Raw genomic sequence first — 25305 nt, forward strand, 5'->3', positions numbered from 1 at the left:
GCGAAGAAGGCATGTCGTTCAGGATATGTTCTCAAGGTCAGATCTTTGCGGGCTGCGGCGCGGGGCTCGCGGCGTCGCAGGCGCACGGTTCTGCGGGCTGCCCCGAGCGGGCGGGCGCCGACAGGCTCCGCGGTGCACCGACCCCGGCTCGGGCTCCAGGTGCCGGACGGCGGCGGCCCGGCAGGCGGTGCAGGGCGCCGGACGGGCGCGCAGCGTGCCCTGCAGGACAGGCGCGGCGCTCTCGAGGCCGGACGGCCACGGAGAAGACGCGTTCACGCTTCGGCCTCCGGCTTGCGACCGCCACTCGCCGCTGCTCTCCCTGCCTCGCGGCAGCCGGCTCGCGCCTTCATGGGTCGGGACGACCCGTGCTAGCTTCGTCCGCGAATGCGCCGCCTGCTCGCGCTCCTGTTCGTCCTCGCCTCCGCCTGCGCCGAGGGCGAGGGGCACATATGCGTCGACCCGGCCGCGGCTGCCTCCTTCGAGGAGGGGGACGATCTCACGGTCCATGTCATCCTCGAGAGCTGCATCAGCTCGTGCGCCCGCCGCGTCCGGACCTCCTGCGAGGTCAGCGTCGACGGCGACTCGATCCACCTCGACGCGCGCGGCTCGTACATCAAAGGCAACCCGCTCCAGCCGTGCATCCAGCTCTGCGCCGATCTGACGGCCGAATGCGTCGTCCCCGATCTACCCCCCGGGACCTACGAGATCCACGCCGGCGACAACATGATCACGCTGGTCCTCCCTGCCACCGGGCCGATCAGGCTCGCCTCCGAGTGCGGCAGCGTCGTGGACGTCTCGCCGTAGGGGCCAGGCGCTGCGCCTTGCGCGGGTTTCTTCACGCTTCGGGCAAGCGACGGGCGCGCGCCGTGTCGTGATCGACGACGTCACCGCGGGCTCGTCGACAGGCGGCGCTCGAGAGAGCGGGGAGCGTGAGTATCACGACATGCCCTGAAGGGCATGTTTTTTAGGGCATGCGAAAAAGAACATGTCTCTCAGGGCATGTCCTCGAGCGCGGCGGCGCGGGCGAGGTGCTCGCGGGCGGCGCGGTGGGTCGTTCCGCGGGCGGCGGCTCGCTCGCGGTGGGCGAAGGCGACGAAGCGGCGGAGCTGGCGGTCGTCGGGCCGATCGCGTGCGAGGGCCTCGTAGACGGCGAACACGCCCGGCCAGCCGGGCTCGGGGCAGCGCCAGCGCCGGACCTCGGCGCAGCCCTCGGCGAGGGTGTACTCGTCGAGCCAGCGGTCGTCGCCGTCGCCGGTCGAGCGCACGAACAGGCGCGCGTCGACGAGGAAGACGGCCAGGCGGTCGAGGGCCCAGTGCAGGTTGCGGGCGTCGATGTAGCAGACGTCCGACAGCTGCTCGAGCGAGAGCAGATCCTGGCCGGGCTCGCCGCGGTCGAGCGACCAGCCCCACGCGTGCTCGTCGCGGTTGATGCGCTGCAGCGGCCAGTTCTGCTCGGGCAGGGCCGCGATCACGGCGTCGAGCTCGGCGGTGGCTCCCGGCCGCACGGGGATCAGGGCGCGATAGTCGTCGTGCCACGGCGCTACCTGCTGGAACCACAGGCGATAGCGGCCGAAGAAGGCAGGATCGCGGTCGCGGATGAATTCGCGGACGACGGGGAAGGGCTCGGGGAGCATGCGGCCAGGGCGGAGCATGGCACGGCGCGGTGGACCGGGCAGCATGCGGGCGCGTGGGCGAGTGCCGGAGCAGAGGCACGAGGGCGCGCGAGCGATGGCGGCGGCCTGGGCAGGGGCACGAGGGCGCTCGAAGCGTGCGGGTGCGCGAGCGATGGGGCTCGAAGCGTGCGGGTGCGCGAGCGATGGGGCTCGAAGCGTGAGGGTGTGCGAGCGATGGGCTCGAAGCGTGCGGGTGCGCGAGCGATGGGGCTCGAAGCGTCTGGCCGTGACACGGGCGCGGTGCACGTGCGAGGATGGCCGCATGCGCGCGAACGGGCTCATACGCGGGGTGTTGTGCGGGGCGCTGGCGGGGGCGGCGTGCGGCGAACCGGCCCCGGGCGGGGCGGCGAGCGAGACGGACGGCTCGTCGGGCACGAGCTCCGGCAGCAGCACGACGGGGAGCACGAGCACGACGGGTGAGGCGCCGACGACCGAGGTCGTGCCGACCTCCGGTTCGGGGTCCGGCGGGGAGACGACGTCGACGAGCTCGGGGACGTCGACGTCGGAGGGATCGAGCTCGACCACCGAGGCGCTGACGTCGTCGACGACGACGACGTCGACGTCGAGCACGAGCACCACGGGGGACACGACCGACGGCGAGACCGGCACCACCGGCGGATCCCTCGACGAGGTGTTGACGCTGCAGCACGTGCAGGTCAAGGGCACCCACAACAGCTACCACGTCGAGCCCTTGCTGCCGTTCGACGCCAGCCACGAGTACAGCCACGCGCCGCTCGACGTCCAGCTGGGCGAGCAGGGCGTGCGAGCGTTCGAGCTCGACGTGCACAAGGGCATCAGCGAGTTCGAGGTCTATCACATCACCGTGATCGACTCGTCCGCGACCTGCACCGACGTGCCCGAGTGCCTCGGCCTCATCCGCGACTGGTCGCTGGCGCACCCGGGCCACCTGCCGATCGTGGTGTGGATCGAGATCAAGGACTCGACCGGGGGGCTGCCGATCGGCGCGTCCGACCTCGACGCGCTCGACGACACGATCCGCGAGGTCCTGCCGCCCGAGCAGCTGTTCACGCCCGACGACCTTCAGGCGGGTCATCCGAGCGTGCGGGCGGCCCTCGAGGCCGACGGCTGGCCGACGCTGGCGCAGCTGCGCGGGCAGATCGTGATGGTGCTGCTCAACGTCGAGGACGGGCACGCGGACAACTACACCGCCGGCTACACGTCGCTGGCCGGGCGGGCGATGTTCGCCCGGGCGACGCCGGACCAGTTCTCGGCCGATTGGGCGGCGATCGCCAAGCTCGGGATCGACGACAGCGAGGCGATCGCGGACGCGCACGCGGGGGCCCTGTTGATCGCCACCAACGTGTGCGGCGCGGGCGAGGAGGACGCCGACTGCGAGGCGAAGGCGGCGGCGGCCAAGGCCGCCGGGATCCACATGCTCAAGGACGACTTCCCGGCGCCGGTCGACGGGATGACGTATTTTCTCGATTTTCCCGACGGCAACCCTGCTCGCTGCAACCCGGTGACCGCGCCGCCGGAGTGCACGAGCGTCGCGCTGGAGGACCTGTGATGCGGGCGATCGTGATCTTGGGGGTGGTCGTGAAACTCTCCCGACTGGAACCGTCCTCGCTGCAATCCGAGAACCGTGGCTGGCGAGCGCACGAGCGCCGCATTGGAGGGCCTGGGATGCGTGCGAGCGTGATCGTGGCAGTGCTCGTCGGCGGCTGCGCTCGCGGTGAGACGCCGGCCGAGGCGGTGCGTCCGTCGCCGGACGCGGCGAAGGTCGCGGAGCCGGCGGAGGCCGCGAGCTCCGTCCCTGCGAGCGAGGGGAAGAGCGGGGCTGCGGAGCCTGCGGAGACGTCTTCGAAGCGAGCGCCCGGGGGCGCGAAGACGGACGACACGGTCGGCGGGGCTCCGAGCCCCGCGGGGGACGCGAAGGGCGAGCGAGCCGAGCCGCCGAAGCTGCGCCGAAGCGTCGACGGCCGCTGCGAGCCGATGCCGAAGGGAGGCGACCCGTGCCGCGCGGACGACGGCTACTGCGTGCTGTCGTGGGGGGAGCCCGGCGGGTACAGCGAGGCGCTGTGGTGCCGCGACGGGCGCTGGGCGCTGGAGCAGGAGCGCAACTTGGAGTGAGATGGGACCGATTGGGCATGTCCTGAAGGTCAGGATTAAAAAGTCTCGCAGGAGCGCGGGGACTCCCGACACCAGCCGTCAGGGCTCGAGCATTGGTTCGGAGCGGCGCGCGCCGAGCGGAGGGATGGATCTTCGTCCGCTCGCAGCCCTGCAGATCGGCGTCACGCCGGCTAGACTCTCCGCCGTGACGGACCACCTCGACGACCCTGCGGAGAGCACCGAGCGTCGTCCCGACGAAGCATGGCTCGCGCACCAGGAGCGCCTCGCACGCCTCGCGTACGCGGCGCAAGGCCTCGGGCCCGAGCGCGGGGCCGAATTGCTGCGGCGCGTGTGGTCAGCCGCGGAGTACCGCGATGTCTTTTGGCAGATCGCCAAGCTCGTGGTGACGTGGGGCGCGGGCAGCGTCGCATTCTTGCGCACGAAACTCGCGGAAGACCCCTCGCGCACGATCGGCGTCGTCGTGCAGGCGAAGTCCTACGGCGCGGAGGGGCTCGACGCACTGCTACCCGACCTTCGCGCGCTCGCCTCGGACCCCGACCCGGACCTGGCGGACGCCGCGGGGAGCGCGTGCGACTGGCTCGACGGCACCCGCGACGCCGACTGACAGTGAGCCCTGCCGTCGTCCGGAGTGCGCGCGGGCCGGCCGTGTCGCGAGGCCCGGACGATGTGGGGTGCAGAGACGGGGTGACGCTGGTCGTCGTGAGAATGTCCGGACGGGCGTGCTCGCGTGGTCGTGCCCGAGTCGTCACCACGAAGGCGGCAGGCCGGTGGTGATGTCTTATTGGACATGCTCTCTCGAGCATGGTTTTTAGGGCATGGTTATAAGGACATGCCCATGAGGGCATGTTTTAAAGACCACACTATGCGCTCAGGCCGGCGGGAGCGCGGCGAGCACGGCGGCGGCGAAGCCGTCGAGGTCCCAGGCGGCGCGGTCGTGGGTCATGCCCAGGCGGACGATCACCGCGTCGCGGGAGGGCACGACGAGGACGGCCTGGCCCTGGAAGCCGGAGGCCTGGTAGGCGTCGGCGGGGACGTGGGGCAGGCGGCGCTTGGCGGGGTCGGCAGGGTCGGCGGCGTTGGCCCAGAAGTGGGCGGCGTAGTCGCCGGGGCCGGTGCGGGTGGGCGTGCGGCTGTACTCGACCCAGCCCTCGGGGAGGAGCCGCCGGCCGTCCCACACGCCGTCCTGCAGGTAGAGCAGGCCGAAGCGGGCCCAGTCGCGGGCGGTGGCGTAGACGAAGGAGGAGCCGAGGAAGGTGCCGCTGGGGTCGGTCTCGAACACGGCCGAGCGCATGCCGATCGGCGCGAACAGGGCCTCGTGGGGGAAGCGGTGGTAGTCCGCGAGGGCCGGGAACTGGTTGCGGACGATCCAGCTGAGGATGTTGCTGGTGCCGCTCGAGTAGGCGAACACGGTGTCGGGGTCGTGCGCGAGCGGCTTGGCGAGGGCGATGTCGGCGGCGTCCTCGACCTCGAACAGCATGTGGGTGGCGTCGGCGAGCGGGCCGTAGCGCTCCTCGAACTCGAGGCCGCTGCTCATGCGCAGCAGGTGGTCGAGGGTGATCGCGCGGCGCGAGTCGGCGGCCCAGGCGGGCACCGGCGCGGGCGCGTCGCGGCTGAGGAGGCCGCGGCCGACGAGGATCCCGACCAGCGCCCCGGTGACGCTCTTCGACATCGACCAGCCGAGGTGACGGGTGGCGCGATCGAAGCCGTCGGCGTGGCGCTCGGCGACGATCGCCCCGCGGTGGACGACGACGACGGCGCGAGTGCGACGCAGCGAGTCGGGGTTCGGCTCGGTGAAGGCGGCGGCGACGGCCGCGTCGAGGGCGGCGCGGTCGAGGCCGGGCGGGTCGGCGACGAGGCGCTCGCCCTCGCCGGCGGGCCACGGGGCGTCGCTGGGCGGGGCGTGGGAAAAAGCGACGGTCTGGGCCTGCAGGGCGTCTGCGGCTGCGCCGATCGCCAGGGTGCAGCCGAGGCCGTCGCGGTGCACCGCGGTGCGCCCGGCCAGGCCGAGGACGCTGGCGTGGACGCGACGCCGCTCGCGGTCGACGCTGAACGAGACGTACCACTGCGGCGCGAGGTCCTCGACGCCGAGGCGGTCCGGCTCGCGGCCGGCGACGAACACCGCGGAGCAGGCGTTCTTGGCCACGTAGCCGGTCGCGGTCGGGAGGACCCATCCGGCGGCGAACACCACGGCCGCGAGCAGGACGAGCGCGAGACCGAGGAGGAGGCGCCGACGCAGGCGAGAGGATGCTGGTTTTTCCGGCACGGAAGGCGAGTGTACCGCGGCGGAGCAGCAGTGACTTCGGGCATCGCCGAGGCGCTGCGGAGGCAGGCGAGACGGCGGTGGGCCACGGCGGCGAAGGAGTGACTTCAGGCGTCGCCGGTGAGGAGCCGTGGAGGCAGGCGTAGATGGCGATGGGCGAAGGCGAAAGAGTGACTTCAGGCGTCGCCGGCGAGGAGCTGCGGAGGCAGGCGTAGATGGCGATGGGCGACGGCGAGGGAGTGACTTCAGGCGTCGCCGGCGAGGAGCTGCGGAGGCAGGCGAGAGGATGCTGGGACGGACGGCGAGGGGTCGCGGCGGCACACCCGTGATTGCAGGCATCACCGGTGAGGAAATGGCGACGAAGGCGAGAGGAGGGAATGGACCGCGGCGGCAAACCAGTGACTTCAGGCATCTCCGGCGCGAGAGCGCGGCGGCTCGGGGGCTGGCGCGGCGTGATACGGTGCGACGCAATGCGATCTTTGTCCTGGCATGGTCTGGTGGGCTCGTCCGTGGCGCTGCTGTTCGCGTGCGGCGACGACGGCGGCGGCTCGGGCACGAGCGCGACGGGGGTGACTGGCGCGACGTCGCTCACCGCGACGTCGACGGCGACCGAGCCGACCACCGGCGCGCCGCCGACGAGCGCGACGGGTGATGCCAGCTCGACGACGGCGGAGGACAGCACCGGCGCGCCGACGCCGACGAGCTCCGCGACGGGGGGGCCGCTGCTCGACGTCGGCGTGCCCGACCTCGGCGGTCCCGGCGAGTGCGCGGCGGAGCAGCACGCGGCCTGCGACGCGGTCGACGGCGATCCGCTGCAGGCGATCGGGCTCAACTGCCCGGGGGAGCTGACGGTCACCGGCGGCTTCGACGGCAACGCGGCGGGCCTGCGGGTGCTGTCGCAGTGGGGCCAGGCGGACACGTTCACGCCGCGCGAGGGCAGCAGCTTCCTCGTGCTCAGCACCGGCGACCTGGACGAGATGCACGACGTGCCGGCCGACGAGGGCGACGTGGCGTATCACTGCAACTCGTGGTTCGAACCGGGCGACGGGATGGACACGACCAAGTTCCCGCCGCCGATCACCAAGCAGCCGGTCCAGGGCGACTGCCTGGTCGACCCGTCGCTGGTCGGCACCGGCGACTGCTCGAAGACGATCAAGAACCAGTTCGAGCAGAGCGGCTTCAAGTACGACTACCAGGAGCTGCGCTTCACCGCGGTGGTCCCGCCCGGCGCGGAGTCGTTCAGCTTCGATCTGGCGTTCTTCACCAAGGAGTACCCGACGTGGAAGAACCAGCCGTATAACGACATGTTCGTCGGCTGGCTGGAGTCGACCCACTGGACCGGCAACATCTCGTTCGACCAGCAGGGCAAGGCGCTGTCGCTCAACGCGGCGTTCCTCGAGCTCTACGACGACGCCGGCGACCTGCCCGAATTCGCCGGCACGTGCATGCGCTACAGCGCCGGCACGAAGTGGCTGACGACCACGGCGGACGTGGTGCCGGGCGAGACCATCGAGCTGGTGCTGGCGATCTTCGACCTCGACGACGTCAACTGGGACAGCTTCGTGCTGGTCGACAACTTCCAGTGGCACTGCGGCGACGCCGGCGGGCCGGTGACCGAGCCGGTCGGCTGAGGCGGCGCCGCGGCGGGCGGTGCGTGGGTCAAGCGGGCGGCGGGGGGTCCTTGCGCCGGAACTCGCCCGGGGTCAGGCCGACCCGGCGCTTGAACGCCTTGCCGAAGGCGCTGTCGGTCTCGTAGCCGACGGCGCGGGCGACGTCCGCCAGCGAGGCGTCGCGCTCGCGCAGCAAGGTCATGGCCCGGTGCATGCGCCAGCGGGTGACGTAGGCCAGCGGCGCCTCGCCGACCAGCGCCTTGAAGCGCTCGGCGAACACCGAGCGCGACATGCCGGCCTGACGCGCCAGCTTCGCCAGGGTCCATTCGGCCTGCGGCTGCTCGTGCACGCGCTGCAGCACGGCGCCGATCCGCGGGTGGACGAGCGCGCGCAGCCAGCCGCTATCTCCTGTCCTCGAGGACATGTGAGCCCGCAGCGCCTGGACGAACAGGACGTCGGCGAGGCGGCTGACGACCGTCTCGTGGCCGGGCTGCTCGGCCTCGATCTCGGCGGCGACGAAGCGCAGGGTCGACTCGAGCCAGCGCGGCGAGTCGGGCGCGTCGCCCCGCACGTGCAGCAGCGTCGGCAGGTGCTCGAGTAGGGGGCTCAAGGTCTCGCCGGCGAAGGTGAACGAGCCGACGACCAACGTCACCTCGACGCCGCCGCCGCCGTAGTGGAGGAGGCCGCCGCAGCGGAGCGGGCCCCGCGTGGCGTAGACCTCGGCGATCGGCAAGGCCCGGGTGCCCCGGCGGTCGCGCAGGCTGAAGCGCGTGCCGGCGGGGATGAACACGAAGTCGCCGGGCGCCAGGGCGAGCTCGTGATCGCCGGCGGTCAGCAGGCAGCTGCCGCGCATGACGGCGTAAAACAGCGGGTGCGGCGAGCCGTCGATGCGCATGCCCCACGGGGCGGTCAGCTCGTAGCGCGCGTGCACGCGGCTCTGCAGGCGAACGCCGCGTAGGACGTCGGCGAGGACGTCGATGCCCGGCCGCCGGCCGGACGGTTGGACCAGAGATCCGGACTTTTGGCGCATGTTCGTCCCGTCGCCGCGGACTATAGACCGATCGACGCGAGGCGGCAGGCGGCGAGCAGGTTCGCCGGGCCGGCGGCGCGCGAGGAGTTTTTTTATGAGAGCGGTGCGAATTCACGAGTTCGGCGGGCCCGAGGTGCTCCGCTGCGAGGAGGTGGCCACGCCGACGCCGGGGGAGGGGGAGATCCGGCTGCGGGTGCATGCGGCAGGGCTGAACTACACGGATCTCGGGCTACGCGCGGGACGACTGCCGGGGGCGCCGCCGCTGCCGTTCATCCCGGGGCTCGAGGCGGCGGGGGTCGTCGACGCGGTCGGGCCGGCGGTGGAAGGGTTCGCGCCCGGCGATCGGGTGGTGGCGCTGCTGCCGGGTCAGGGCGCGTTGGCCGAGTTCGCGGTGGCGCCGGCGGCGACGGTGCTGGCGATCCCCGCGGCGCTGTCGTTCGCGCAGGCGGTGGCCCTGCCGGCGCAGGCGCCCACGGCCCTGCTCGGGCTGCGCCGGGCGGCGAAGCTGCAGGCGGGAGAGTCGGTGTTCGTGCCGTCGGCGGCGGGCGGGGTCGGGACGTGGCTCGTGCAGCTGGCGCGCGAGCTCGGGGCAGGCCAAGTGATCGGTGCGGCCAGCAGCGCCAGCAAGCGCGAGCTGGTGCGACGACTCGGCGCGGCGGCGATCGATCCCGCCGATCCGGAGTGGCCGGCGCGCGTGCGCGAGGCGACCGAAGGACACGGGGCCGACGTGGTGTTCGTGGCGGGCGACGGCGAGGCTGCCGGGCGCAGCCTGGAGGCGCTCGCACCCGGCGGGCGACTGGTGCTGTTCGGCGCCGACACGATGGGCTCGGTGCAGTGGAGCCGCGAGGAGATGACGCAGTTGATGATCGGCAATCGATCGATCGTCGGCTTCGCGACCTTCACGCTGCCGCTGGCCGAGCGACAGGCGGCCCTGGCCGAGGTGATCGAGCTGGTGAGCCGCGGCCGCGTCGCGGCGGTGGTCGGGCAGACGTTCGCGCTCGCGGCGGTCGACGAGGCCCACGCGGCGATGGCGGCGCGGCGGACCACCGGCAAGGTGGTGATCCTCGTGCCGTGAGGGCGGAGCATCGGGTCGTGCAGTTCGTTCGCGGCGAGGTTGCGCTGACGGCGTGGCCGCGACGGCGAACGAATCTCCGGTCCGCGAGTCTCGCTCCTCGACCGCGAGCGCGCGGGCATGCGCGGTCGGCGACGCGCGGGGCCGCGTTGACACTCGCCGGGGGCGTCGGTAGGACACGACGTCTTCGTCGAAGCGCCGCCGTGATGTCCGTCGAATCGTCGCTGTTCCATTCGCTCGCTGCCGGGATGATCGCGGTGCCTGCCGGGGAGATCGTCCTCCGCGACGAGGGCTCGAAGACCAACTGGAAGGTCGCGCTCGCGGCGTTTCGCCTGGCGCCGGTGCCGGTGACCCGCGAGCTGTACGCGGCGGTCTGCGGCGAGGCGCCGGCGTCGTCGGCGGGGCCGCGGACGCCGGTGACCGAGGTGTCGTGGAACGACGTGGTCCGCTTCTGCAACCTGCTGTCGGCGCAGGCGGGGCTGCGCCCGTGCTACGCGCTCGGCGGCGACCCCGAGGCCCGTGACGTGACCTGCGACCGGGAGGCCGACGGCTACCGGCTGCCGTCCGAGGCGGAGTGGGAGTACGCGTGCCGGGCGGGGACCGGCGGCGAGCGCTACGGCGAGCTCGACGCGATCGCCTGGCACCACGGCAACTCCGGCGGCGCGCCGCACGACGTGGCGACCCGCGAGCCGAACGCGTGGGGCTTTTACGACATGATCGGCAACGCCTGGGAGTGGTGCTGGGACGTCTACGATCCCAAGGTCTACGGGCCCTACCGGGTGTTTCGCGGCGGGGGCTGGAACGATCGGCCCCGCGGCTGCCGGGCCTCGTGCCGGCGCAAGAGCCACCCGACGTTCGTCGTCGACGACCTCGGCTTCCGCCTCGCGCGCTCGGGTTGAGCGCGGCGGCGAGCGTCGAAGGTCGAATGTCCTTTCGGGCATGTCCGAAAGGAAATGCGTGACGGCGCGCGCCGACGAGCTGCAGGACGCGTACGTCTGTGTCTAAAGAGACATGCCGTAAAAGCCATGTTCATGAGGACATGTCCATGAAGACCGGCGAGCCGGCCGCGCGGGAGCGCCCGCTAGCGACGCACGTGTCGCTCGGGTCCTCGGGCCGGACATTCGCGTCGTGCGATCGCGCGCCGTGGGCGGCCGGTGACCCGTCGGGCAGTGCGCTATAACTGGGCCATGCACGCTTATTCCTGGCTTTATTTCGCGCGTAACCTCGGCCTCGGGGCCGCGATCGCGGCGGCTTCGGGCTGCACCGAGCGAGACCCCGGCGAAGAGACCGACAGCGCCGGCACCACGGACGGGCCGGCGACCGACGGGTCGATGACCGAGGGGCCGACGACGAGCCCGCCGACGACGAGCCTGCCGACGACCACCGATCCGACGACCACCGATCCGACCGGAGACCCACCGCCGGACCCCACGGACGGGCCGGAGGAGCCGGCGCCGGTCGTGCCGATCGCGCTCGGGTCCGACGCCGACATCCTGTTCGTGATCGACAACTCGCTGTCGATGGCGACCCGGCAGGCCAAGCTGGCGGCGGCGATGCCCGCGTTCGTCGACGCGCTCGCCGGCCTGCGCTATCGGATCGGCATCACCACCACCGACAGCGGCAACCTGCGCTGCAACGCGCAGGACACCGGGCCCGAGCGCGGCGAGCTGGTGCTGACGAGCTGCCTCGAGCGCGTGGCCGCGGGCGAGTTCGAGGTGCCGGGGATCCTCGAGGACGTGTCGGAGGCGTGCACCGCGGCCTGCGCCCTGGGCGACGCCGACTTGCCGATCAAGCCCACCGCCACGCATTTGTCCGAGGGCGAGCTGACGCCGCGCAAGTGGGTCGAGGTCGCCGGCGGCGTGAACAACCTGCCCGACGGGGTGTCGCCGGCGCAGGCGCTGCAGTGCTTCATGCCGCAGGGGGTGACCGGCTGCGGCTTCGAGTCCCACCTCGAGTCGATGTTCATGGCGCTGAAGCGGACGGAGGACGCGGGCTCGCCGAGCAACTTCGGGTTCATGCGCCCGCTGGCGAGCCTGTCGGTGGTGCTGTTCAGCGACGAGACCGACTGTTCGCCGGTGTCTGCCTTCGACGAGATCTTCACCACCAACAAGGTCTTCTGGGAGGACCCGGACGCGCCGGCGCCGACCAGCGCGCTGTGCTGGAACGCGGGCGTGCGGTGCGAGGGCGCGGGGCCGCAGTTCGCGGGCTGCTTCTCCGAGAATCACGACGTCGGCGGCGTGCCGGGCGCGGCCGACGACGCGGCGGTGCTGCAGCCGCTGTCGCGCTACGTCGGGTTCCTGCAGGGGATCGAGGACCTGAAGCGGCAGAGCGATCCGAAGTCGGAGGTGCGCGTGATGATGATCGCCGGCGTGCCCCAGGGCTACGAGACGCACGACGCGGAGATCGTGTACGAGGAGGCGCCTGACCCGCAGGTCCAGAACGACTTCGGCATCGGCTTCGGCTGCCTCGACACCGACTCGCTCGGCGGGGTCCCGCCGGTGCGCGAGCGCGAGGTCGCCGAGGCGTTCGCGGTCGGCGACGAGCGCGACATCTTCTCGATCTGCGCCGACGACTACAGCGCGGCCCTGGCCACCATCGCGGCGCGGATCTCCGATCAGATCCGCCCGGCCTGCATGCCGCTGTGCGTCGCCGACAGCGACCCGAACTCGTCCGTGGTCGAGCCGAACTGCTCGGTGTTCGAGGTCGACTCGGCCAACCAGACCCGCATCGAGCTGCCGAAGTGCGAGGAGGTCGACGGCAACTGGGTGGTCCCCGCCGGCGCGACGCGGTGCGTCGTCCACCTGATCGACAAGGGCGGCGAGACGCCGAGCAAGATCGACGACATGTCGCCCGAGTGCGTCGCCCAGGGGCTCAACCTCCAGTTCTTGCTCGTCAGCAGCACGGCGATCGGCAGCGAGTTGAACTTCGAGGCGACCTGCGCGCTGTCGACGAACCCGGCCGTCGATTGCCCGGCCCTGTGAGCCGCGGCGACGCGTGACCTCGCGGCGCGGCTGCGAGGTCTTGTTGCGGGCGGCGGCGCTTCAGAGGATCGTCGAGACGATGCCGCCGTCGCACCGCAGCGCCGCGCCGTTGGTGGCGGCCGCGAGCGGGCTGGCGAGGTAGACGATGAGGCTGGCGATCTCGCGGTCCTCGGCCATGCGCTGCAGCAGCGAGTTCGGCTGGTCGCGCTGGAAGTACTCGCGCTCGGCCTGCTCGGGGGTCGCGTCCGGGGTGGAGGCGCGGCGCTGCAGGAACTCGCGGATCGCCCCGGAGCGGGTGGGCCCGGGCAGCACCGCGTTGACGGTCACGCCCGTGCCCCGGGTCAGCTCGGCCAGGCCGCGCGAGACGACCAACTGCCCGGCCTTGGTCACGCCGTAGTGGATCATGTCGGGATGGACCCGGACCGCGGCCTCGCTCGAGACGAACACGACGCGCCCCCAGTCGCGCGCGAGCATGCCGGGGAAGTAGTGGCGCGCGAGGCGGATCCCGCCGAGCAGGTTGACCTCGAAGTAGCGCAGCCAGTCGTCGTCGCGAATGTCGGCGAAGTCCTTCGATTCGTAGATCCCGAGGTTGTTGACGAGGATGTCGGTCTCGGGCTCCTGGCGCACGAGCGCCTCGGCGCCCGCGCGGGTGGTCAGATCGGCGACGAGGCCGCGCACTGCCCCGGGCACCGACGCGAGCGCCTCCATCAGCTTTTCGTGGTTGCGGCCGGGGACGGTCACGCGGACGCCCTCCTCGGCGAGCATCCGCACGACGGCCAGACCGATCCCCGCGCTGCCGCCGGTGACGATCGCTCGCTTGCCTTTCAACTCGAGATCCATGGGCTCGTGCTCCTTCGTTCGTGCGCGGCAAGGATGGCCAGGAGACGGCGCGGTCGAGCCCGACGCGGAGGACGTCGCCGTGGCGCCGGTGTATTGGTCGCGGCAGGTCCGCCGCGCGCGGCTGCGCGGCCGACGCCCGTGGCTCGCAGTTCGAGGTCGCCGACGTCGGCGTGACGGACGCCGGAGGGATTGGCCACACCGTGAATGATCGCACCCCGATCGGGGAGCGAGGCGACGGACGTCGCGTCGGCCGGCCATGCGGTGCGCCGCTGCGGACGAGCGCACAGAGAGCGGCTCGCAGGCGACGGACGGGGCTTCGAACGGCCATGCGCGGCCGGCTCCTTCGCGGCGACGCGCCGCGGTGACGGACGCCGCGCCGCCCGGCCACTGCAACGATCAGGGGCGCGAGCGCGGGTCTGCTTCGAGATCGGCGGCGGCGTCGCGGAGGTTTTTTCATGATGTCTCAAGAGACATGTGTTTGCATTCATCGGGGCCGCGGGCAAGAGGTGCGGTCATGACGAGCGCGTCGCCCTCGGGGGGCTTGCTCGCGCGGGCGCGGCGGCTGGTGGCGAGCTCGCCGGCCGCGGTCGCGCTGGCCAAGCGGGTCTATCGCTCGCCGCGGCTGCAGCGGACGCCGGCGTTCCGCAGCTTCGTGCGCACCCGCGCGGCCCGGGCCGACGCGGCGGTCCGCGCCGGGGCGCCGCCGCAGCTGTGGCTGGAGACGGTGCTGACGTGCAACGCCCGCTGCTCGATGTGCGTGCACAGCGAGCGCAAGATGGTCGGGGTGATGGACATGGACCTGTTCCGCCGCCTGGTCGACGAGGCGTCGGCGTGGGGCGTCGACTCGGTGTGCCTCAGCATCTACGGCGAACCGATGGTCGACCGGCGCTGGCTCGAGCGGCTGCAGTACGTGCGCATGGCCGGCATGACCTACAACTTCTTCTCCAACGCGAGCATGCTGACGCCCGAGCTGGCGGCGGCGATGCTCGAGCTCGGCGGCTGGACGGACGTCAACTTCAGCGTCAACGGCTTTTCGAAGGCGGTGTACGAGGCTGTGATGCCGCCGCTGGCGCGCGAGCGGGTGTACGGCAACATCGAGCGGTTCCTCGAGCTGCGCCGCGCGCACGCGGGCGCGGTGCCGCGGGTCACGGTGTCGTGCGTGACCCTGGCCGAGAACGTCGACGAGCTGCCCGAGTTCGTGCGCTACTGGCGGCCGCGCGTCGATCGGGTCAGCATCGCCGACCGCACCGACTGGCTCGGCGAGCTCAAGAAGACCGACCGCGCGGTGCCGGTGCGCGGGCGCCTGCGGGTGATGGACGATTCGCAGTGGCAGACGCCGTGCCCGGCGCCGTGGCACAAGATGTACGTCTACGCCGACGGCCGCGTGTCGCCGTGCTGCGAGGACGCGGCGCTGCGCCAGCTGATCCTCGGCGACACCAATGTCCACACCCTGCGCCAGATCTACCACGGGCCCGGCTACACGGCGTTGCGCGAGCAGCACCTGCACGACCGCCGCGGCCAGCACCGGATCTGCGGCGGCTGCCGCGTCAACCCGCCGTGGATCTGAGCGAGAGGCCCATCGCTCGCGCCCACCCGTCCAGAGCTCGCCGCTGGTGGGCCGTGGGCGCGCCGGGCTGGAGGCGCGGCCGACTCGCCGGCGGCAGGTCGAGCGCGAGATCGAGGAGGTGCCCGGGGCGGCGCCGCATCGGGCCGGAGCGCAGCGCCGCGAGCAGCGCGTCGGGGGAGCGGGGCGCGCCGGCGAGGTACCTCTGGCCGTCGACGAAGCGGTCGCGGTGGCGGGTCCACCACTGCAGGACCGGCATCGGGTTCGGTCGCGGCAGGTCGTCTTCGGGGTGATGATCGAGCGCCTGGTCCTCGTCGCGCGGGAGAGACATGTGCGCGGCGTCGAGGTCGATGCCGGTCGCGGCCGAGAAGACCTCGCCGGCGAGGGGACCTGCGGCGGGATCTTCGAGCCAGTCGAGCGCGGCGTCGACGACCTCGGGCGTGCCACGGAAGCCGAGCGCCCACAGAGCGGCGAGCCGGCGCTTGCGGTCGGTCAGCGCCCTCGTGAGCGTGTCGAGGTCGCCGGCCTCGCCGCGCAGCGCGAGCAACACCATCGCCGCGGCGCCGTCGGGATCGTGGACGCGCTCGCGCGCGCGGGCCCACGCGGGGGCGAGGCCGAGGCGGACGCCGGCGTCGATCGCCGCGTCGAGGACGGTCGGGTCGAGCTCGTGGAGGCCGGCGTGGACCGCACGCACGAATCGCCCGGGGTCGGGTTCGTGGACCACGGCTCGCAGCGCGGTCGCCCGCGCCGCAGCGTCGCCGGCGGCGAGCAGCAGGCCGAGAGCGTCGCCGAGCGGCTCGTGGTGAAAGGCCAGGACCTCGGCCGTGGCCGCGACGACGCCGACGTCGTGGTCGGCGAGGAGGTCGCGCAGGCGCGGTCGAAGCGAATCCATGTCGGCGCACGCGAGCGCGAGGACCAGCGGGGCGCGCAGCGCCGGGCGGGCGCGCAGGACGTCGACGACGGCGGCGAGCGCCGCGTCGCGCTGCGGGCCCAGCAGCAGCGCCAGGGCGGCGACGCTGACCCGGGCCGGCTCGCCCTGCCGCAGCCCCGGGAGCAGCAGCTCGTCCGCGACGCGCGGCCCGTTCACCACGAGCGCCTCGAGGTGGGCGAACAGCCGCTCCTCGGGGCCCTCGGCGACGTCGTCGAGCGTGTAGTCGGGGGCGATCAGGCTCTGTCTCCACACGCCCCACAAGAACTCCGCCTCGTCGAAGTGCTCCTCGACGATGTCCCACAGCGGTTCGACCTCGGCGCGGCGCATGATGTCAATTGATCTGGACCGAGCCGCCCTTGATCCGATGGGTGCCGCGCGCGTGGGTCTCGACGTAGGCGCCGCGGAGGAGCAGCGGGACGAGCTGGAGGACGGCGGAGGAGCGAGACTTGCGCGCGGCCATCGAGGACTCCTGGGCGGCTCAGTTGAGCTTGATCGTGGCGCCTCTCACGGTGATCCGGCCGCTCGCCTGGATGTCCAGCTTGGTGGCCTGGATGGTGAGCTCGCCGGTCTTCTTGACGACGATCGTCGCGCCGCCGCACTGGAACGTCAGCTTGTCGGCGACGACCACGTTGGCGAGCTTGCCGACCGAGACGTTGAGGTTGTGCCCGGCGCCGACGTTGACGTGGCGGCCGGCCCCGAGCGCGAGGTTGTTGCCGGCGCTCTCGGTGATGTTCTCGGCGGCGGTCACGGACTTGCCGCCGCCGACGCTCTCGGAGCTGTCGCCGCCGACCGCGACGGTCTTGGCGAGGCCGACCTGCTCCGCCCTGGCGAGGCCGACCGTCTCGTTCATCGCCCCGCCGACGCTGACCTGATACGCGGCCCCGATCGACAGCGCGCTGGTCGTTGCGACGGACTCGGTCTTGGCCGCGCCGACGGCCTCCGCCAGGTTCGCCGCGACCGCGAGGGCCATGTTGCCGCCGATCGTCTCGACGTGGTCGTTGCCGACGCGGATCGTCCGGTCGCGGCCGATCGCGTCGCTCTGATCGCGGCCGACCGACTCGCTGCGATCGTTGCCGATCGCCAGCGTCGCGTCGTGGCCGACCTGCTGTGATTCGTCGTGCTCGACGACCACGTTCCAGTCGCGCTGGGCGTGGAGGAACACCTCCTCGCGGCCCTTGGCGTCCTCGAAGCGGAGCTCGTTCGAGCCGCCGCCGCCCGGGGTCGACTCCGACTTGAGGGTGCTGCGGGTCTTGTCGGCGGGGAGCGGGTAGGGCGGCGCGTTGAGGCCGGTGTAGACGCTGCCGGTGACGATCGGGCGGTCGGGGTCGCCCGCGAGGAACTCGACGATCACCTCGTGGCCGACCCGCGGGATGAACAGCGCCCCGAAGCCGTTGCCGGCCCACGCCTGGCCGACGCGGACCCAGCACGAGCTGTCGTCGTCGCGCTCGCCCTTGCGGTCCCAGTGGAACTGGACCTTCACCCGGCCGTGCTCGTCGACGTGCACCTCCTCGCCGGGCGGACCGACCACCGTCGCAGTCTGCGCGCCGTGGACCTGCGGGCGCGCGGTCCTCCGCGACGGACGGTACGGCAGCCGCTTGTCGGTGCACTCGAACTCGTTCGCATACTCGAAGTTGCCGGCGGCTCCCTCGTCGAGCGCCTGCGGCTGCTCGCCGCGATGGCTCACGCGCACGATCCGGTAGTCGCCCTCGAGGTGGCCGCGGCCGGGGTCCGCGAGGGTGAAGGCGAAGCCGGGGACGAGGCGCGGGCTGTCGCTGGTGCCGAGGCCGCGGCGGCGAGAGGCCTGCAGCGCCTCGAGCCGCAGGCGCGCCTGCTGCCCGCCGTGGTGCGGCGCGCCCTTCCCGGGGTCCTGAAAGCCGCCCGGATAGTCGTAGACCTCGCGCTCGCGGCCGTCGCCCTCGCTCGCCTCCATCGCCCGGTCGGGCTGGTGCAGGTTGCGATCGCGCAGAGAGACCCGCTGCGGCCGCAGGCCCTCGCTCAGGCGGAAGGTGTCGACGTGCTCGCGCTCGTCGGCGAAGTTGAAGCGGAGCGTGGGGTCGCCCTCGATCGGATCGCTGCTGTCGCCGCGATCCGTCATCACCAGGACGTGCCGCGCCTCGCTGTGCTCGTGGTAATGATAGATCCCCGCGTCCTCCATCAGGCGGTCGATGAAGTCGAGGTCGCTCTCGCGGTATTGCACGCAGTAGTCGCGCGGCGCGTAGTCGGCCCGCAGGTCGAGGCGAAAGTCGGAGCGCGGGATGCCGGCGGCCTCGAGCACTTTGGCGAGGATCTGCGGGGTCGACTGCTTCTGGAAGATCCGGCAGTCGAAGCGCTGCTGCAGGCGCCAGAGCGCCGGCGCGAGGGTGAGCTCGTACAGCGTGTAGCTCGAGCTCTCGCCGATGTAGCCCGCCTCGCACACGAGCCCGTGGACGTGGCGGGTGGCGTGCACGCCCTCGATCGTCAGGACGGCCGGCTTGCCGACCAGGTCGTCGAGCGGGATGGTGGCGGCGGCGAGCTCGACGCGGAATTCGAACAACGTCGAGAGCGCCTCGCGGCCGGTGAAGCGGACGACGCGCAGCTCCTCGGCGCAGCCCTCGACCGCGAACGTGAACAGCGCTCGATTGCCGAGGAGCGCCGGCAGACCCTCGGAGGACACGGCCGAGAACGTGACATGGATCGCGGGAGCGGCAAGCCGATCGATCGCGGCGATTCACGCCGGACGCTCGGGCTCGCCGGCCCGCGGGCACGAGCGAATCATCGAATTGGGGGCGAGCGGATCCTCGATGAGGTCGATCGGCTGCAATTGCGCGAGTTGCTCTCCTGCCGCATTCGCGCCGCTTCGTCGCGCGCAGGGGCCCGCCGTGGCGATGCATGGCGAATCGTCGCGGTCCGGGCCGTGCCGAGCGCCGCGGCATGTGCCAGGAGAAGGCGGCCGTGGTGACCGCATGAGTGTGCACATTCGAGCGCGCGCGGGGCGACGGGAGGGGCAATGACGGCGCTCCACAACCTGACGCCCTTCGCGGCGCAGGCGAGCCCATCCGTGGACGCGGAGGGGCGCGACGTGCTGGTCGTGTGCGTCGCCGCGACGTTCGTGATGGACGAGCCGCCGCGCGTCGCTCACGAGCAGGTCGCGCCGCCGAGCGAGGACGTCTATTGGGGGGAGCCCGGGGCCTCGAGCCTCCGGATCGCCGGGCAGACCGCGTATTTTCGGCCGGGCACGGACATCTACCTCGAGGGGTGCGCGTGGACCCCGGGCGGGCGTCCTGCGGAGCGCTCGCTCGTCGAGCTCCGCGTCGGTCCGTGCCGCGTGGCGGCGACCGTCACGGGCGAGCGGCGGTGGACCCGCGGGCTGGTGGGGTTGCGGCCGTCGGCGCCGCAGCGGTTCACTCGATTGCCGCTGCGGTTCGAGTTCAGCGCCGGCGGTGCCGACGATCCGCGCAATCCGGTCGGCCGCGGCTACGCGTCGGCGCAGGCGGCCGAGGATCAGCCGCTGCCGGCGATCGAGGCCGTGCATTCGCCGTGCGAGCGCTGGGAGGATCGCCCGCCGCCCGTCGGGTTCGGACCCGTCGCTCGTTCATGGCAGCCCCGATTGGGCTTCGCGGGCACCTACGATTCGCAATGGGTGGAGCAGCGCGCGCCGCTCTGGCCGGCGGACCTCGACCTGCGCTTCTTCAACGCGGCCGCGCCCGAGCTGGTGGCCACGCCCGGGCTCGTCGGCGGCGAGCTCGTGCATCTGGAAGGGGTGAGCCCGGACGGAGCGATCGCGTTCCATCTGCCGCGCCTGCGCCTGCGCGCGACGCTGCAGGACCGGCGCGGGCGGCGGGGCCAGGCCATGGTCCTGGACGGGCTGGCGCTGGCGGCGGAGGACCGCCGCTTCACGCTGACCTGGCGGACGTCGTTCGCGGTGGCGGAGGACTGGCTCGACCTCGAGGGGGTGTTCGTCCGCGTCCTCGAATCGTGGGAGGTGGCGTGAACGCGGGCGAGGTGGGAGTCGGATTGGCGGTGCTGCGCGTGGGGCTGGGGACGCCGCTCGGGCTGTCGGCGGCGACGACTCTGGCCGCGGTGCGCGCGGGCGTGGTGCGCTTCGCCGAGACGAAGCACTGCGATCGCCGCGGCGAGCCGCTGCGGGCCTCGCGGCTGTCGCGGCTCGATCCGTCGTGCGAGCGCAGCGGGCGGATCGCGGCGCTCGCCGGGTGGGCTGCGCGCGATTGCCTGGCGGGGTTCGAGTCGGCGTCGCCGCTCCCGCTGTACTTCGCCGCGCCGGCGCGGAGCGGCGCGCCGGTGGACGAGGCGGCGATCGTGGCGGCGCTGCAGGCCGAGGTCGCGGCGCCGCTCGAGCTCGGCGAGGTCGTTCGAGGCGGTCGCGCGGGGATGTTCCAGCTGCTGGATCGACTCGCCCGGCCCGACGCGCCGCCGCTCGCTCTGGTGCTCGCGGCCGACAGCCTGTGCGATCCGTCGACGCTGCGGCGGCTCGGGCGGCGCGACCGGGTGCTCGGCGCGCAGCGCGACGGGATCATCCCCGGCGAGGCCGCGGCGGCGCTGTTGCTCGCGCGCGGCCCGGGCGAGCAAGCGCGCGAGGGTCCGCCGGCGGCGCGGGTGCGGGCCTGCTCTTTGGGACAGGTCACCGGCGGCCGCGGGCGCGTGCAGGCGCTGGCCGACGGCCTCACCGACGTGTTCGGCCGGCTCGCGCGCGAGCCGGCCGCGCGCGGCTCGCGGCCCCGCTGCGTGGCCAGCTGTCAGACGGGCGAGGTCGTCGAGGCGCGGGCGTTCAGCTACGCGGCGCTGCGACAGGCGCCGCTGATGCCCGAGCCGCTGGTGCACCTGCGGGCCTGCGAGAGCTTCGGCGACACCGGGGCGGCAGCGCCGGCGCTGGTCCTCGCGCTGGCGCTCCATCGCCTGCGGGGGCGTGCCGGCCGCGCGCTGCTCTACGGCAGCGCCGACGACGGAGCGCTCGGCGCGTGCGTCCTCGAGGTCGCCGGCAGTCGAGCAGGAGCAGGACGATGAGCTTCGGCGACGGCGGCACGATCGTGCACGAACCAGGAGCAGGACGATGACGAGGACCTTCGGCGACGGCCGCACGATCGTGCACGAGCGGGACGGACGGGCCGACCTCGCCGACGAACCAGGAGCAGGACGATGACCTTCGCCGACGGCCGGACGAGCGTGCACGAGCGGGGCGGACGGGCCGATCTCGCCAGCGAACCAGGAGCAGGACGATGACCGGGACCTTCGCCAACGGCCGCACCATCGTGCACAAGCGGGACGGACTGGTCGACGTCGCCGGCCCGCCGGACGTGTGCAAGACGCCGTCGCCCGCGGGGCCGGTGCCGGTGCCGTACGTCAACGCGGCGCGCACTGCCGACCTGGCGCAGGGGGCCCGGCGCACGCGGATCGACGGCGCACCGATCGCGCTGGCCAGCTCGGCGATCGCCACCAGCACCGGCGACGAGCCCGGCACCGCCGGCGGCGGCGTCATCTCCAGCAAGATCCGCGGCAAGCTGAGGTGGCAGTCGACGAGCCTCGACGTCAAGGTCGAGGGCAAGGGCGTGGCCCGCTTCACCGACGCGGTGAGCCACAACGGCAACACGTTCAACACCTCGTTCTTCCAGCGCGGCACCGGCTGGGCCTACGGCGACGACTTCACCGGGCCGTGTCCGATCTGCCGGCGCGGCCCCGCCAGTCACCGCGTGCCCGAGACCGCGGAGAGCCATGGCCGCGCGCGCGAGCTGTACGAGGCGCTCGAGGCGGCCTACGGCGAGTACGCGGAGCGCGACCGCCAGCGGCAGGCGCTCGCGCCGGAGGTCGATCGGCTGCGGGCGGACAAGCGGACCTTCGAGGACGGGCTGGAGGAATCATCGAGCGGACCGGGACCGTCGAGCGGGCCGGCGGAGGCCGGGCCGTCGAACAGCCGGCCGCGGCACTCGAAGGAGCAGAAGAAGCAGCTGAAGGAGTACGACAAGCGGATCAAGGCGGTCGCCGGCGAGATGCGGAGCATCGAGGGCGAGATGGGCAAGACGGTGGTGCACAAGCGGACCACGGACCACGGCGGGTACATGATCGGGGTCATGGTCTGCAAGTCGAACAAGGTCTTCGCCGCGATGTCGGGGCAGACGCTCGCGGGATTCGCCAAGGTCGTCGCCGAGCTGGGCTGGACGCTGTGCGACGCGACCTCCGGCGTGGACGACTACATCGCCGCGAACCCGAAGATCGCCGACCTCGACAAGCGGTCCACCGTCCACGAGCGCTGGGACGACGTGCAGCGCCGCACCGACGCCCGCGAGGCGCACTACAACCTGCCGGGCATGTGCGCGGCGGCCAAGCTGCTGACCCGCAACGAGCAGCACATCCCCAGGACCATGACCGAGATGTTCTTCGCGCCGCGGCAGGCCCACCAGGTCCAGCTCCACTATCGCCATTACGAGCGGTTCCACCCGTTCCGCGTGGCGCTGGGCTACCTGACCTGCGGGCGGTTCGGCCCGGTCGACGTCGAGCGCGACGTGGCCTTCGACCCGGGGACCACGGTGCCGTCCTGCCTCACCTGCCAGACCTTGCTGCCGCTGGTCCTGTGCGACCGCAAGCGGCGCCAGTGCCCCTAGATCGGTGCAGCCATGTCGTTCTCGCAGATCCTCGCCTTCCTCGTCGCCCGCGCCCCCGACCTGCGCGCGGAGATCCGCGGCGCCGGCCCCGACGACATCGCCGAGCTGGCCGAGCTGTGCCCGCGGCCGCTGCCGCGCGAATACCTCGAGTACCTGCAGGCGATGGGCGGCTCGAGCGGCAGCTTCCAGGCGCTGCCGGTGGCGGACTGTCGCGCGGACTCGTTGTGGCCGCACCTCCTCGCCACTGCGACGTCGTACCCGGCCGATCGCTACTTCAAGATCGGGCTCGATCTCGGCATCGGCCGCGACGTCCGCCTCGACTGGTTCCTCGATCTGAAGCGCGGCGACCCGGACGACCCTCCGGTCGTGACGTTCGAGGACGAGGGCGATCCTGCGAGCTTCGTCGAGGCGCGCGCCCACGTGGTCGCGCGCGCGTGGACGGCGATGCTGCAGCGGCAGGCGTTCCTCGGCCACGCCGTCGCCCCGCGGCCGTCGCAGCACCACGAGGCGGTCGCCGGCGAGGCGGCGCGCCTCGACGAGATCGCGGCGATCTGCGGGCGGCTCGGCCTGACGCCGACGCTGCCGTCGCAACCGGGGCTGCACACGCTGGAGCGCGCGGACCTGTCGGTGCTGCTCGAGCTGCCCCCGAAGGCGCGGCGGATCGAGATCGAGGTCGGCGCGGACACGGCTCGCGCCGGGCTGCACTTCCTCGAGGTCCTCCGCGACAACCTCGACACGAGCGCGGGCAGGTGAGGCGTGAGCGCGATCGGTGACACTCTGGCGGATCGATTCGAGCTGCGCGAGCGGCTGGGAGGCGGCGGGCTCGGCGAGGTGTTCGTCGCCCGCGACCTGCAGGCGCGCCGCGAGGTGGCGGTCAAGGTCCTCGACGTCGCGCCGATCCCGGTCGAGAAGTTGACGCGACTGGCGACGTCGCTGCGCTCGGCGGCGGCCGTGGAGCACCCGGCGATCGCGTTGCCGCGGATCCTGATCGGCACGTCCGAGAGCCCGCCGTTCCTGGCCGGCGAACGGGTGGTCGGCGAGGACCTGGCCGCGCTGCGGCGACGCGTCGGGCCGCTGCCGTGGCAGCGCGCGCTCGAGGTGGTGCACGCGTGCGCCGAGGGGCTGTCCGCGCTGCTCGCGGCGACCGGGACGCCGCACCGCGCCCTGAAGCCGGGGAACGTCCGCGTCACTGCCGATGGCGAGGTCCGGGTGCTGGACTTCGGGATCGCGGAGCTCGGGGTGCAGCCGGTCCCCGCCGACGAACACGGCGTGGTCGCCGAGTACCGCGCGCCGGAGCAGCTCGCGGGCGCGCCCGGCGACGCGAGCTCGGACGTGTACACGCTCGGGGTGTTGTTGCTCGAATGGACGACGGGCGTCCACCCGTTCACCGGACCGACCGCGTTCAAGGCGGCGCGGGCGGTGCTGGCCCAGCGATCCGCGCCCCGCCCGTCGGAGCTCGCGCCGGCGATGCCGTTGCCGTCGCAGGTCGAGGCGCTGATCGTCCGTGCCCTCGCGCCGCAGCCGTCGCAGCGCTTCCAGGACGTCGCCGAGCTGGCGCGTCACCTGGCGCTGATCCGGCGCTCTCCGGGACTGACGCCGCGGACGCACGCGGCACCGGCGTCGCCCGCGATCGCCGACGAAGATCCGACGCACCGGGGCGAGACGCCGGCGCTCTCCGAGGACCGGACGACGATCGTCAGCCTGCCGGGCGGTCCGGGGCGCGGATGGACGTCGATGCGGCCTCCAACGACTTCGCCGGCAGCAGGGGGGTCGATCGCGGGCGACGAGAAGCCGGCGGAGCGGAGCGACGTCGCAACGACGGACAAACCTGCAGAGGCGACGCTGAAGTCGGTGCCGGTCGTGGCGGGTGTGGCGGAGCGGACCGAGGTGCTGGCGGCGGACAGAGCTGCAGAGGCGACGGTGAAGTCGGTGCCGGTCGTGGCGAGTGTGGCGGAGCGCACCGAGGTGCTGGCGGCGGACAGAGCTGCAGAGGCGACGGTGAAGTCGGTGCCGGTCGAACAGGGGGGCACGGAGCGCACCGAGGTGCTGCCACCGGAACGAGCTGCAGAAGCGACGGTGAAGTCGGTGCCTGTCGAACAGGGGGGCACAGAGCGGACCGAGGTGCTGCCACCGGACGGAGCTGCAGGAGCGACGGGGAAGTCGGTGCCGGTCGACACGACCGTCGCCGAGCGCACCGAGGTCGCGACGACGGACCGACCCGTCATCGCGTCGACCGAGGATGCGCTCGCCGACAGGACACTCGTCGATCGCAAAGAGCGTACCGAGGTCGCGTCGGCTCGTCCGCACGCGGCCGATCCGACGCTCGTCCTGCCCGCGGGCGAGCAGCAGCCGGCGAAGCCGCGCAGCGCGGAGGACGATCGCACGGTCCTGTTCCTGCGAGGCGCCGAGCGGGAGCCAGCGAGCCGCGTCGCAAAGGTCGTCGCAACTCCCGTCGTCGCTAGGCCCGCACCGCCGGTCAAACGAAGATCCGAGCTGTTCTGGCCCGCTCTGTTTTGCTTGATCTCGGTCGGGCTCGCGCTCGTGGCCCTGTTGCTGTTCGTGCGGACATAGCCGCCGGATGATCGTGGCAGCGCGAGCCTCTCATTCGCCGCGGTCCCACGATTGCACGTCCACGACCGTCCTCGGCCCGTGCTCCCGCC

Annotated in this window: 21 protein-coding genes; 14 read left to right on the forward strand and 7 right to left on the reverse strand. The window is 72.7% G+C overall.

Annotated features, from left to right (window positions below):
- Window positions 1-384 precede the first annotated feature (384 nt).
- Complete coding sequence (locus O0S08_RS17905) at window positions 385-804, forward strand: hypothetical protein (RefSeq protein WP_269040385.1); 420 nt, start codon at window positions 385-387, stop codon at window positions 802-804.
- Between the two features lie 188 nt (window positions 805-992).
- Here the strand turns inward: O0S08_RS17905 and O0S08_RS17910 are convergent, their stop codons facing one another.
- A complete protein-coding gene (locus O0S08_RS17910; RefSeq protein ID WP_269040386.1) occupies window positions 993-1634 on the reverse strand; it encodes a hypothetical protein in 642 nt (213 codons plus the stop codon).
- Window positions 1635-1935: 301 nt separating this feature from the next.
- On the opposite strand from O0S08_RS17910, the gene O0S08_RS17915 reads away from it, so the two are divergent.
- From O0S08_RS17915 to O0S08_RS17925, 3 genes are all read left to right on the forward strand, one after another.
- Window positions 1936-3201, forward strand: coding sequence for a Ca2+-dependent phosphoinositide-specific phospholipase C (locus O0S08_RS17915; protein ID WP_269040387.1), 1266 nt, complete (start codon window positions 1936-1938; stop codon window positions 3199-3201).
- A 116-nt stretch (window positions 3202-3317) separates the two neighbouring features.
- Entirely contained in the window at window positions 3318-3764 is a 447-nt protein-coding gene (locus tag O0S08_RS17920; protein ID WP_269040388.1) for an NADH-quinone oxidoreductase subunit E, read from the forward strand.
- Between the two features lie 124 nt (window positions 3765-3888).
- Window positions 3889-4368 (forward strand): hypothetical protein, encoded by a 480-nt coding sequence (locus O0S08_RS17925; RefSeq protein ID WP_269040389.1) that lies wholly within the window; start codon window positions 3889-3891, stop codon window positions 4366-4368.
- A 264-nt stretch (window positions 4369-4632) separates the two neighbouring features.
- Here O0S08_RS17925 and O0S08_RS17930 read toward each other — a convergent pair whose 3' ends face one another.
- Entirely contained in the window at window positions 4633-6027 is a 1395-nt protein-coding gene (locus O0S08_RS17930; RefSeq protein ID WP_269040390.1) for a serine hydrolase domain-containing protein, read from the reverse strand.
- A 467-nt stretch (window positions 6028-6494) separates the two neighbouring features.
- Here O0S08_RS17930 and O0S08_RS17935 point away from each other — a divergent pair, with 467 nt between their 5' ends.
- Window positions 6495-7655: a choice-of-anchor L domain-containing protein gene (locus tag O0S08_RS17935; RefSeq protein ID WP_269040391.1), complete on the forward strand. Its 1161-nt coding sequence runs from the start codon at window positions 6495-6497 to the stop codon at window positions 7653-7655.
- Between the two features lie 28 nt (window positions 7656-7683).
- Here O0S08_RS17935 and O0S08_RS17940 read toward each other — a convergent pair whose 3' ends face one another.
- Window positions 7684-8664: an AraC family transcriptional regulator gene (locus tag O0S08_RS17940; RefSeq protein ID WP_269040392.1), complete on the reverse strand. Its 981-nt coding sequence runs from the start codon at window positions 8662-8664 to the stop codon at window positions 7684-7686.
- Between the two features lie 94 nt (window positions 8665-8758).
- On the opposite strand from O0S08_RS17940, the gene O0S08_RS17945 reads away from it, so the two are divergent.
- The 3 genes from O0S08_RS17945 (at window position 8759) to O0S08_RS17955 (ending at window position 12717) form a co-directional block, all read left to right on the forward strand.
- Entirely contained in the window at window positions 8759-9739 is a 981-nt protein-coding gene (locus O0S08_RS17945; RefSeq protein ID WP_269040393.1) for a quinone oxidoreductase family protein, read from the forward strand.
- A 203-nt stretch (window positions 9740-9942) separates the two neighbouring features.
- Window positions 9943-10635 (forward strand): formylglycine-generating enzyme family protein, encoded by a 693-nt coding sequence (locus tag O0S08_RS17950; RefSeq protein ID WP_269040394.1) that lies wholly within the window; start codon window positions 9943-9945, stop codon window positions 10633-10635.
- A 288-nt stretch (window positions 10636-10923) separates the two neighbouring features.
- Window positions 10924-12717 (forward strand): VWA domain-containing protein, encoded by a 1794-nt coding sequence (locus O0S08_RS17955; protein WP_269040395.1) that lies wholly within the window; start codon window positions 10924-10926, stop codon window positions 12715-12717.
- 60 nt (window positions 12718-12777) lie between these two features.
- On the opposite strand, the gene O0S08_RS17960 is transcribed toward O0S08_RS17955, so the two are convergent.
- The gene (locus O0S08_RS17960; protein ID WP_269040396.1) at window positions 12778-13557 is read right to left on the reverse strand and encodes an SDR family NAD(P)-dependent oxidoreductase; all 780 of its coding nucleotides are present in this window, start codon (window positions 13555-13557) and stop codon (window positions 12778-12780) included.
- Between the two features lie 514 nt (window positions 13558-14071).
- On the opposite strand from O0S08_RS17960, the gene O0S08_RS17965 reads away from it, so the two are divergent.
- Entirely contained in the window at window positions 14072-15124 is a 1053-nt protein-coding gene (locus O0S08_RS17965) for a radical SAM/SPASM domain-containing protein (protein WP_269040397.1), read from the forward strand.
- Here O0S08_RS17965 and O0S08_RS17970 read toward each other — a convergent pair.
- The 3 genes from O0S08_RS17970 to O0S08_RS17980 are packed head-to-tail and all read right to left on the reverse strand — an operon-like array spanning window position 15105 to window position 18705.
- Entirely contained in the window at window positions 15105-16379 is a 1275-nt protein-coding gene (locus tag O0S08_RS17970; RefSeq protein ID WP_269040398.1) for a TIGR02270 family protein, read from the reverse strand. The genes O0S08_RS17965 and O0S08_RS17970 overlap by 20 nt on opposite strands.
- Before the next feature lie 4 nt (window positions 16380-16383).
- The gene (locus O0S08_RS17975) at window positions 16384-16512 is read right to left on the reverse strand and encodes a hypothetical protein (RefSeq protein WP_269040399.1); all 129 of its coding nucleotides are present in this window, start codon (window positions 16510-16512) and stop codon (window positions 16384-16386) included.
- 18 nt (window positions 16513-16530) lie between these two features.
- The gene (locus tag O0S08_RS17980) at window positions 16531-18705 is read right to left on the reverse strand and encodes a type VI secretion system Vgr family protein (RefSeq protein ID WP_269040400.1); all 2175 of its coding nucleotides are present in this window, start codon (window positions 18703-18705) and stop codon (window positions 16531-16533) included.
- Window positions 18706-19038: 333 nt separating this feature from the next.
- On the opposite strand from O0S08_RS17980, the gene O0S08_RS17985 reads away from it, so the two are divergent.
- The 5 genes from O0S08_RS17985 (at window position 19039) to O0S08_RS18005 (ending at window position 25216) form a co-directional block, all read left to right on the forward strand.
- Complete coding sequence (locus O0S08_RS17985) at window positions 19039-20022, forward strand: DUF2169 family type VI secretion system accessory protein (protein WP_269040401.1); 984 nt, start codon at window positions 19039-19041, stop codon at window positions 20020-20022.
- An 11-nt stretch (window positions 20023-20033) separates the two neighbouring features.
- Window positions 20034-21053: a 3-oxoacyl-ACP synthase gene (locus tag O0S08_RS17990; RefSeq protein ID WP_269040402.1), complete on the forward strand. Its 1020-nt coding sequence runs from the start codon at window positions 20034-20036 to the stop codon at window positions 21051-21053.
- A 212-nt stretch (window positions 21054-21265) separates the two neighbouring features.
- Window positions 21266-22645, forward strand: coding sequence for a DUF4150 domain-containing protein (locus tag O0S08_RS17995; RefSeq protein ID WP_269040403.1), 1380 nt, complete (start codon window positions 21266-21268; stop codon window positions 22643-22645).
- 12 nt (window positions 22646-22657) lie between these two features.
- On the forward strand, window positions 22658-23398 hold the full coding sequence (locus tag O0S08_RS18000; protein ID WP_269040404.1) for an SMI1/KNR4 family protein: 741 nt from the start codon (window positions 22658-22660) through the stop codon (window positions 23396-23398).
- A gap of 3 nt (window positions 23399-23401) precedes the next feature.
- Entirely contained in the window at window positions 23402-25216 is a 1815-nt protein-coding gene (locus O0S08_RS18005; protein WP_269040405.1) for a serine/threonine-protein kinase, read from the forward strand.
- Window positions 25217-25305: the final 89 nt, after the last annotated feature.

The sequence above is a fragment of the Nannocystis punicea genome (assembly GCF_026965555.1).
Taxonomy (GTDB): Bacteria; Myxococcota_A; Polyangia; order Nannocystales; family Nannocystaceae; genus Nannocystis; species Nannocystis punicea.

Bases quoted from the DNA above. Each gene is read 5' to 3' on its own strand.
- O0S08_RS17935 (WP_269040391.1), top strand. From the start codon at position 6,495: ATGCGATCTTTGTCCTGGCATGGTCTGGTGGGCTCGTCCGTGGCGCTG.
- O0S08_RS17970 (WP_269040398.1), bottom strand. From the start codon at position 16,379: ATGCGCCGCGCCGAGGTCGAACCGCTGTGGGACATCGTCGAGGAGCAC.
- O0S08_RS17955 (WP_269040395.1), top strand. From the start codon at position 10,924: ATGCACGCTTATTCCTGGCTTTATTTCGCGCGTAACCTCGGCCTCGGG.
- O0S08_RS17910 (WP_269040386.1), bottom strand. From the start codon at position 1,634: ATGCTCCCCGAGCCCTTCCCCGTCGTCCGCGAATTCATCCGCGACCGC.
- O0S08_RS17905 (WP_269040385.1), top strand. From the start codon at position 385: ATGCGCCGCCTGCTCGCGCTCCTGTTCGTCCTCGCCTCCGCCTGCGCC.
- O0S08_RS17995 (WP_269040403.1), top strand. From the start codon at position 21,266: ATGACCGGGACCTTCGCCAACGGCCGCACCATCGTGCACAAGCGGGAC.
- O0S08_RS17925 (WP_269040389.1), top strand. From the start codon at position 3,889: ATGGATCTTCGTCCGCTCGCAGCCCTGCAGATCGGCGTCACGCCGGCT.
- O0S08_RS17965 (WP_269040397.1), top strand. From the start codon at position 14,072: ATGACGAGCGCGTCGCCCTCGGGGGGCTTGCTCGCGCGGGCGCGGCGG.
- O0S08_RS17950 (WP_269040394.1), top strand. From the start codon at position 9,943: ATGTCCGTCGAATCGTCGCTGTTCCATTCGCTCGCTGCCGGGATGATC.
- O0S08_RS17960 (WP_269040396.1), bottom strand. From the start codon at position 13,557: ATGGATCTCGAGTTGAAAGGCAAGCGAGCGATCGTCACCGGCGGCAGC.
- O0S08_RS17940 (WP_269040392.1), bottom strand. From the start codon at position 8,664: ATGCGCCAAAAGTCCGGATCTCTGGTCCAACCGTCCGGCCGGCGGCCG.
- O0S08_RS17975 (WP_269040399.1), bottom strand. From the start codon at position 16,512: ATGGCCGCGCGCAAGTCTCGCTCCTCCGCCGTCCTCCAGCTCGTCCCG.
- O0S08_RS17985 (WP_269040401.1), top strand. From the start codon at position 19,039: ATGACGGCGCTCCACAACCTGACGCCCTTCGCGGCGCAGGCGAGCCCA.
- O0S08_RS17945 (WP_269040393.1), top strand. From the start codon at position 8,759: ATGAGAGCGGTGCGAATTCACGAGTTCGGCGGGCCCGAGGTGCTCCGC.
- O0S08_RS17915 (WP_269040387.1), top strand. From the start codon at position 1,936: ATGCGCGCGAACGGGCTCATACGCGGGGTGTTGTGCGGGGCGCTGGCG.
- O0S08_RS17920 (WP_269040388.1), top strand. From the start codon at position 3,318: ATGCGTGCGAGCGTGATCGTGGCAGTGCTCGTCGGCGGCTGCGCTCGC.
- O0S08_RS18000 (WP_269040404.1), top strand. From the start codon at position 22,658: ATGTCGTTCTCGCAGATCCTCGCCTTCCTCGTCGCCCGCGCCCCCGAC.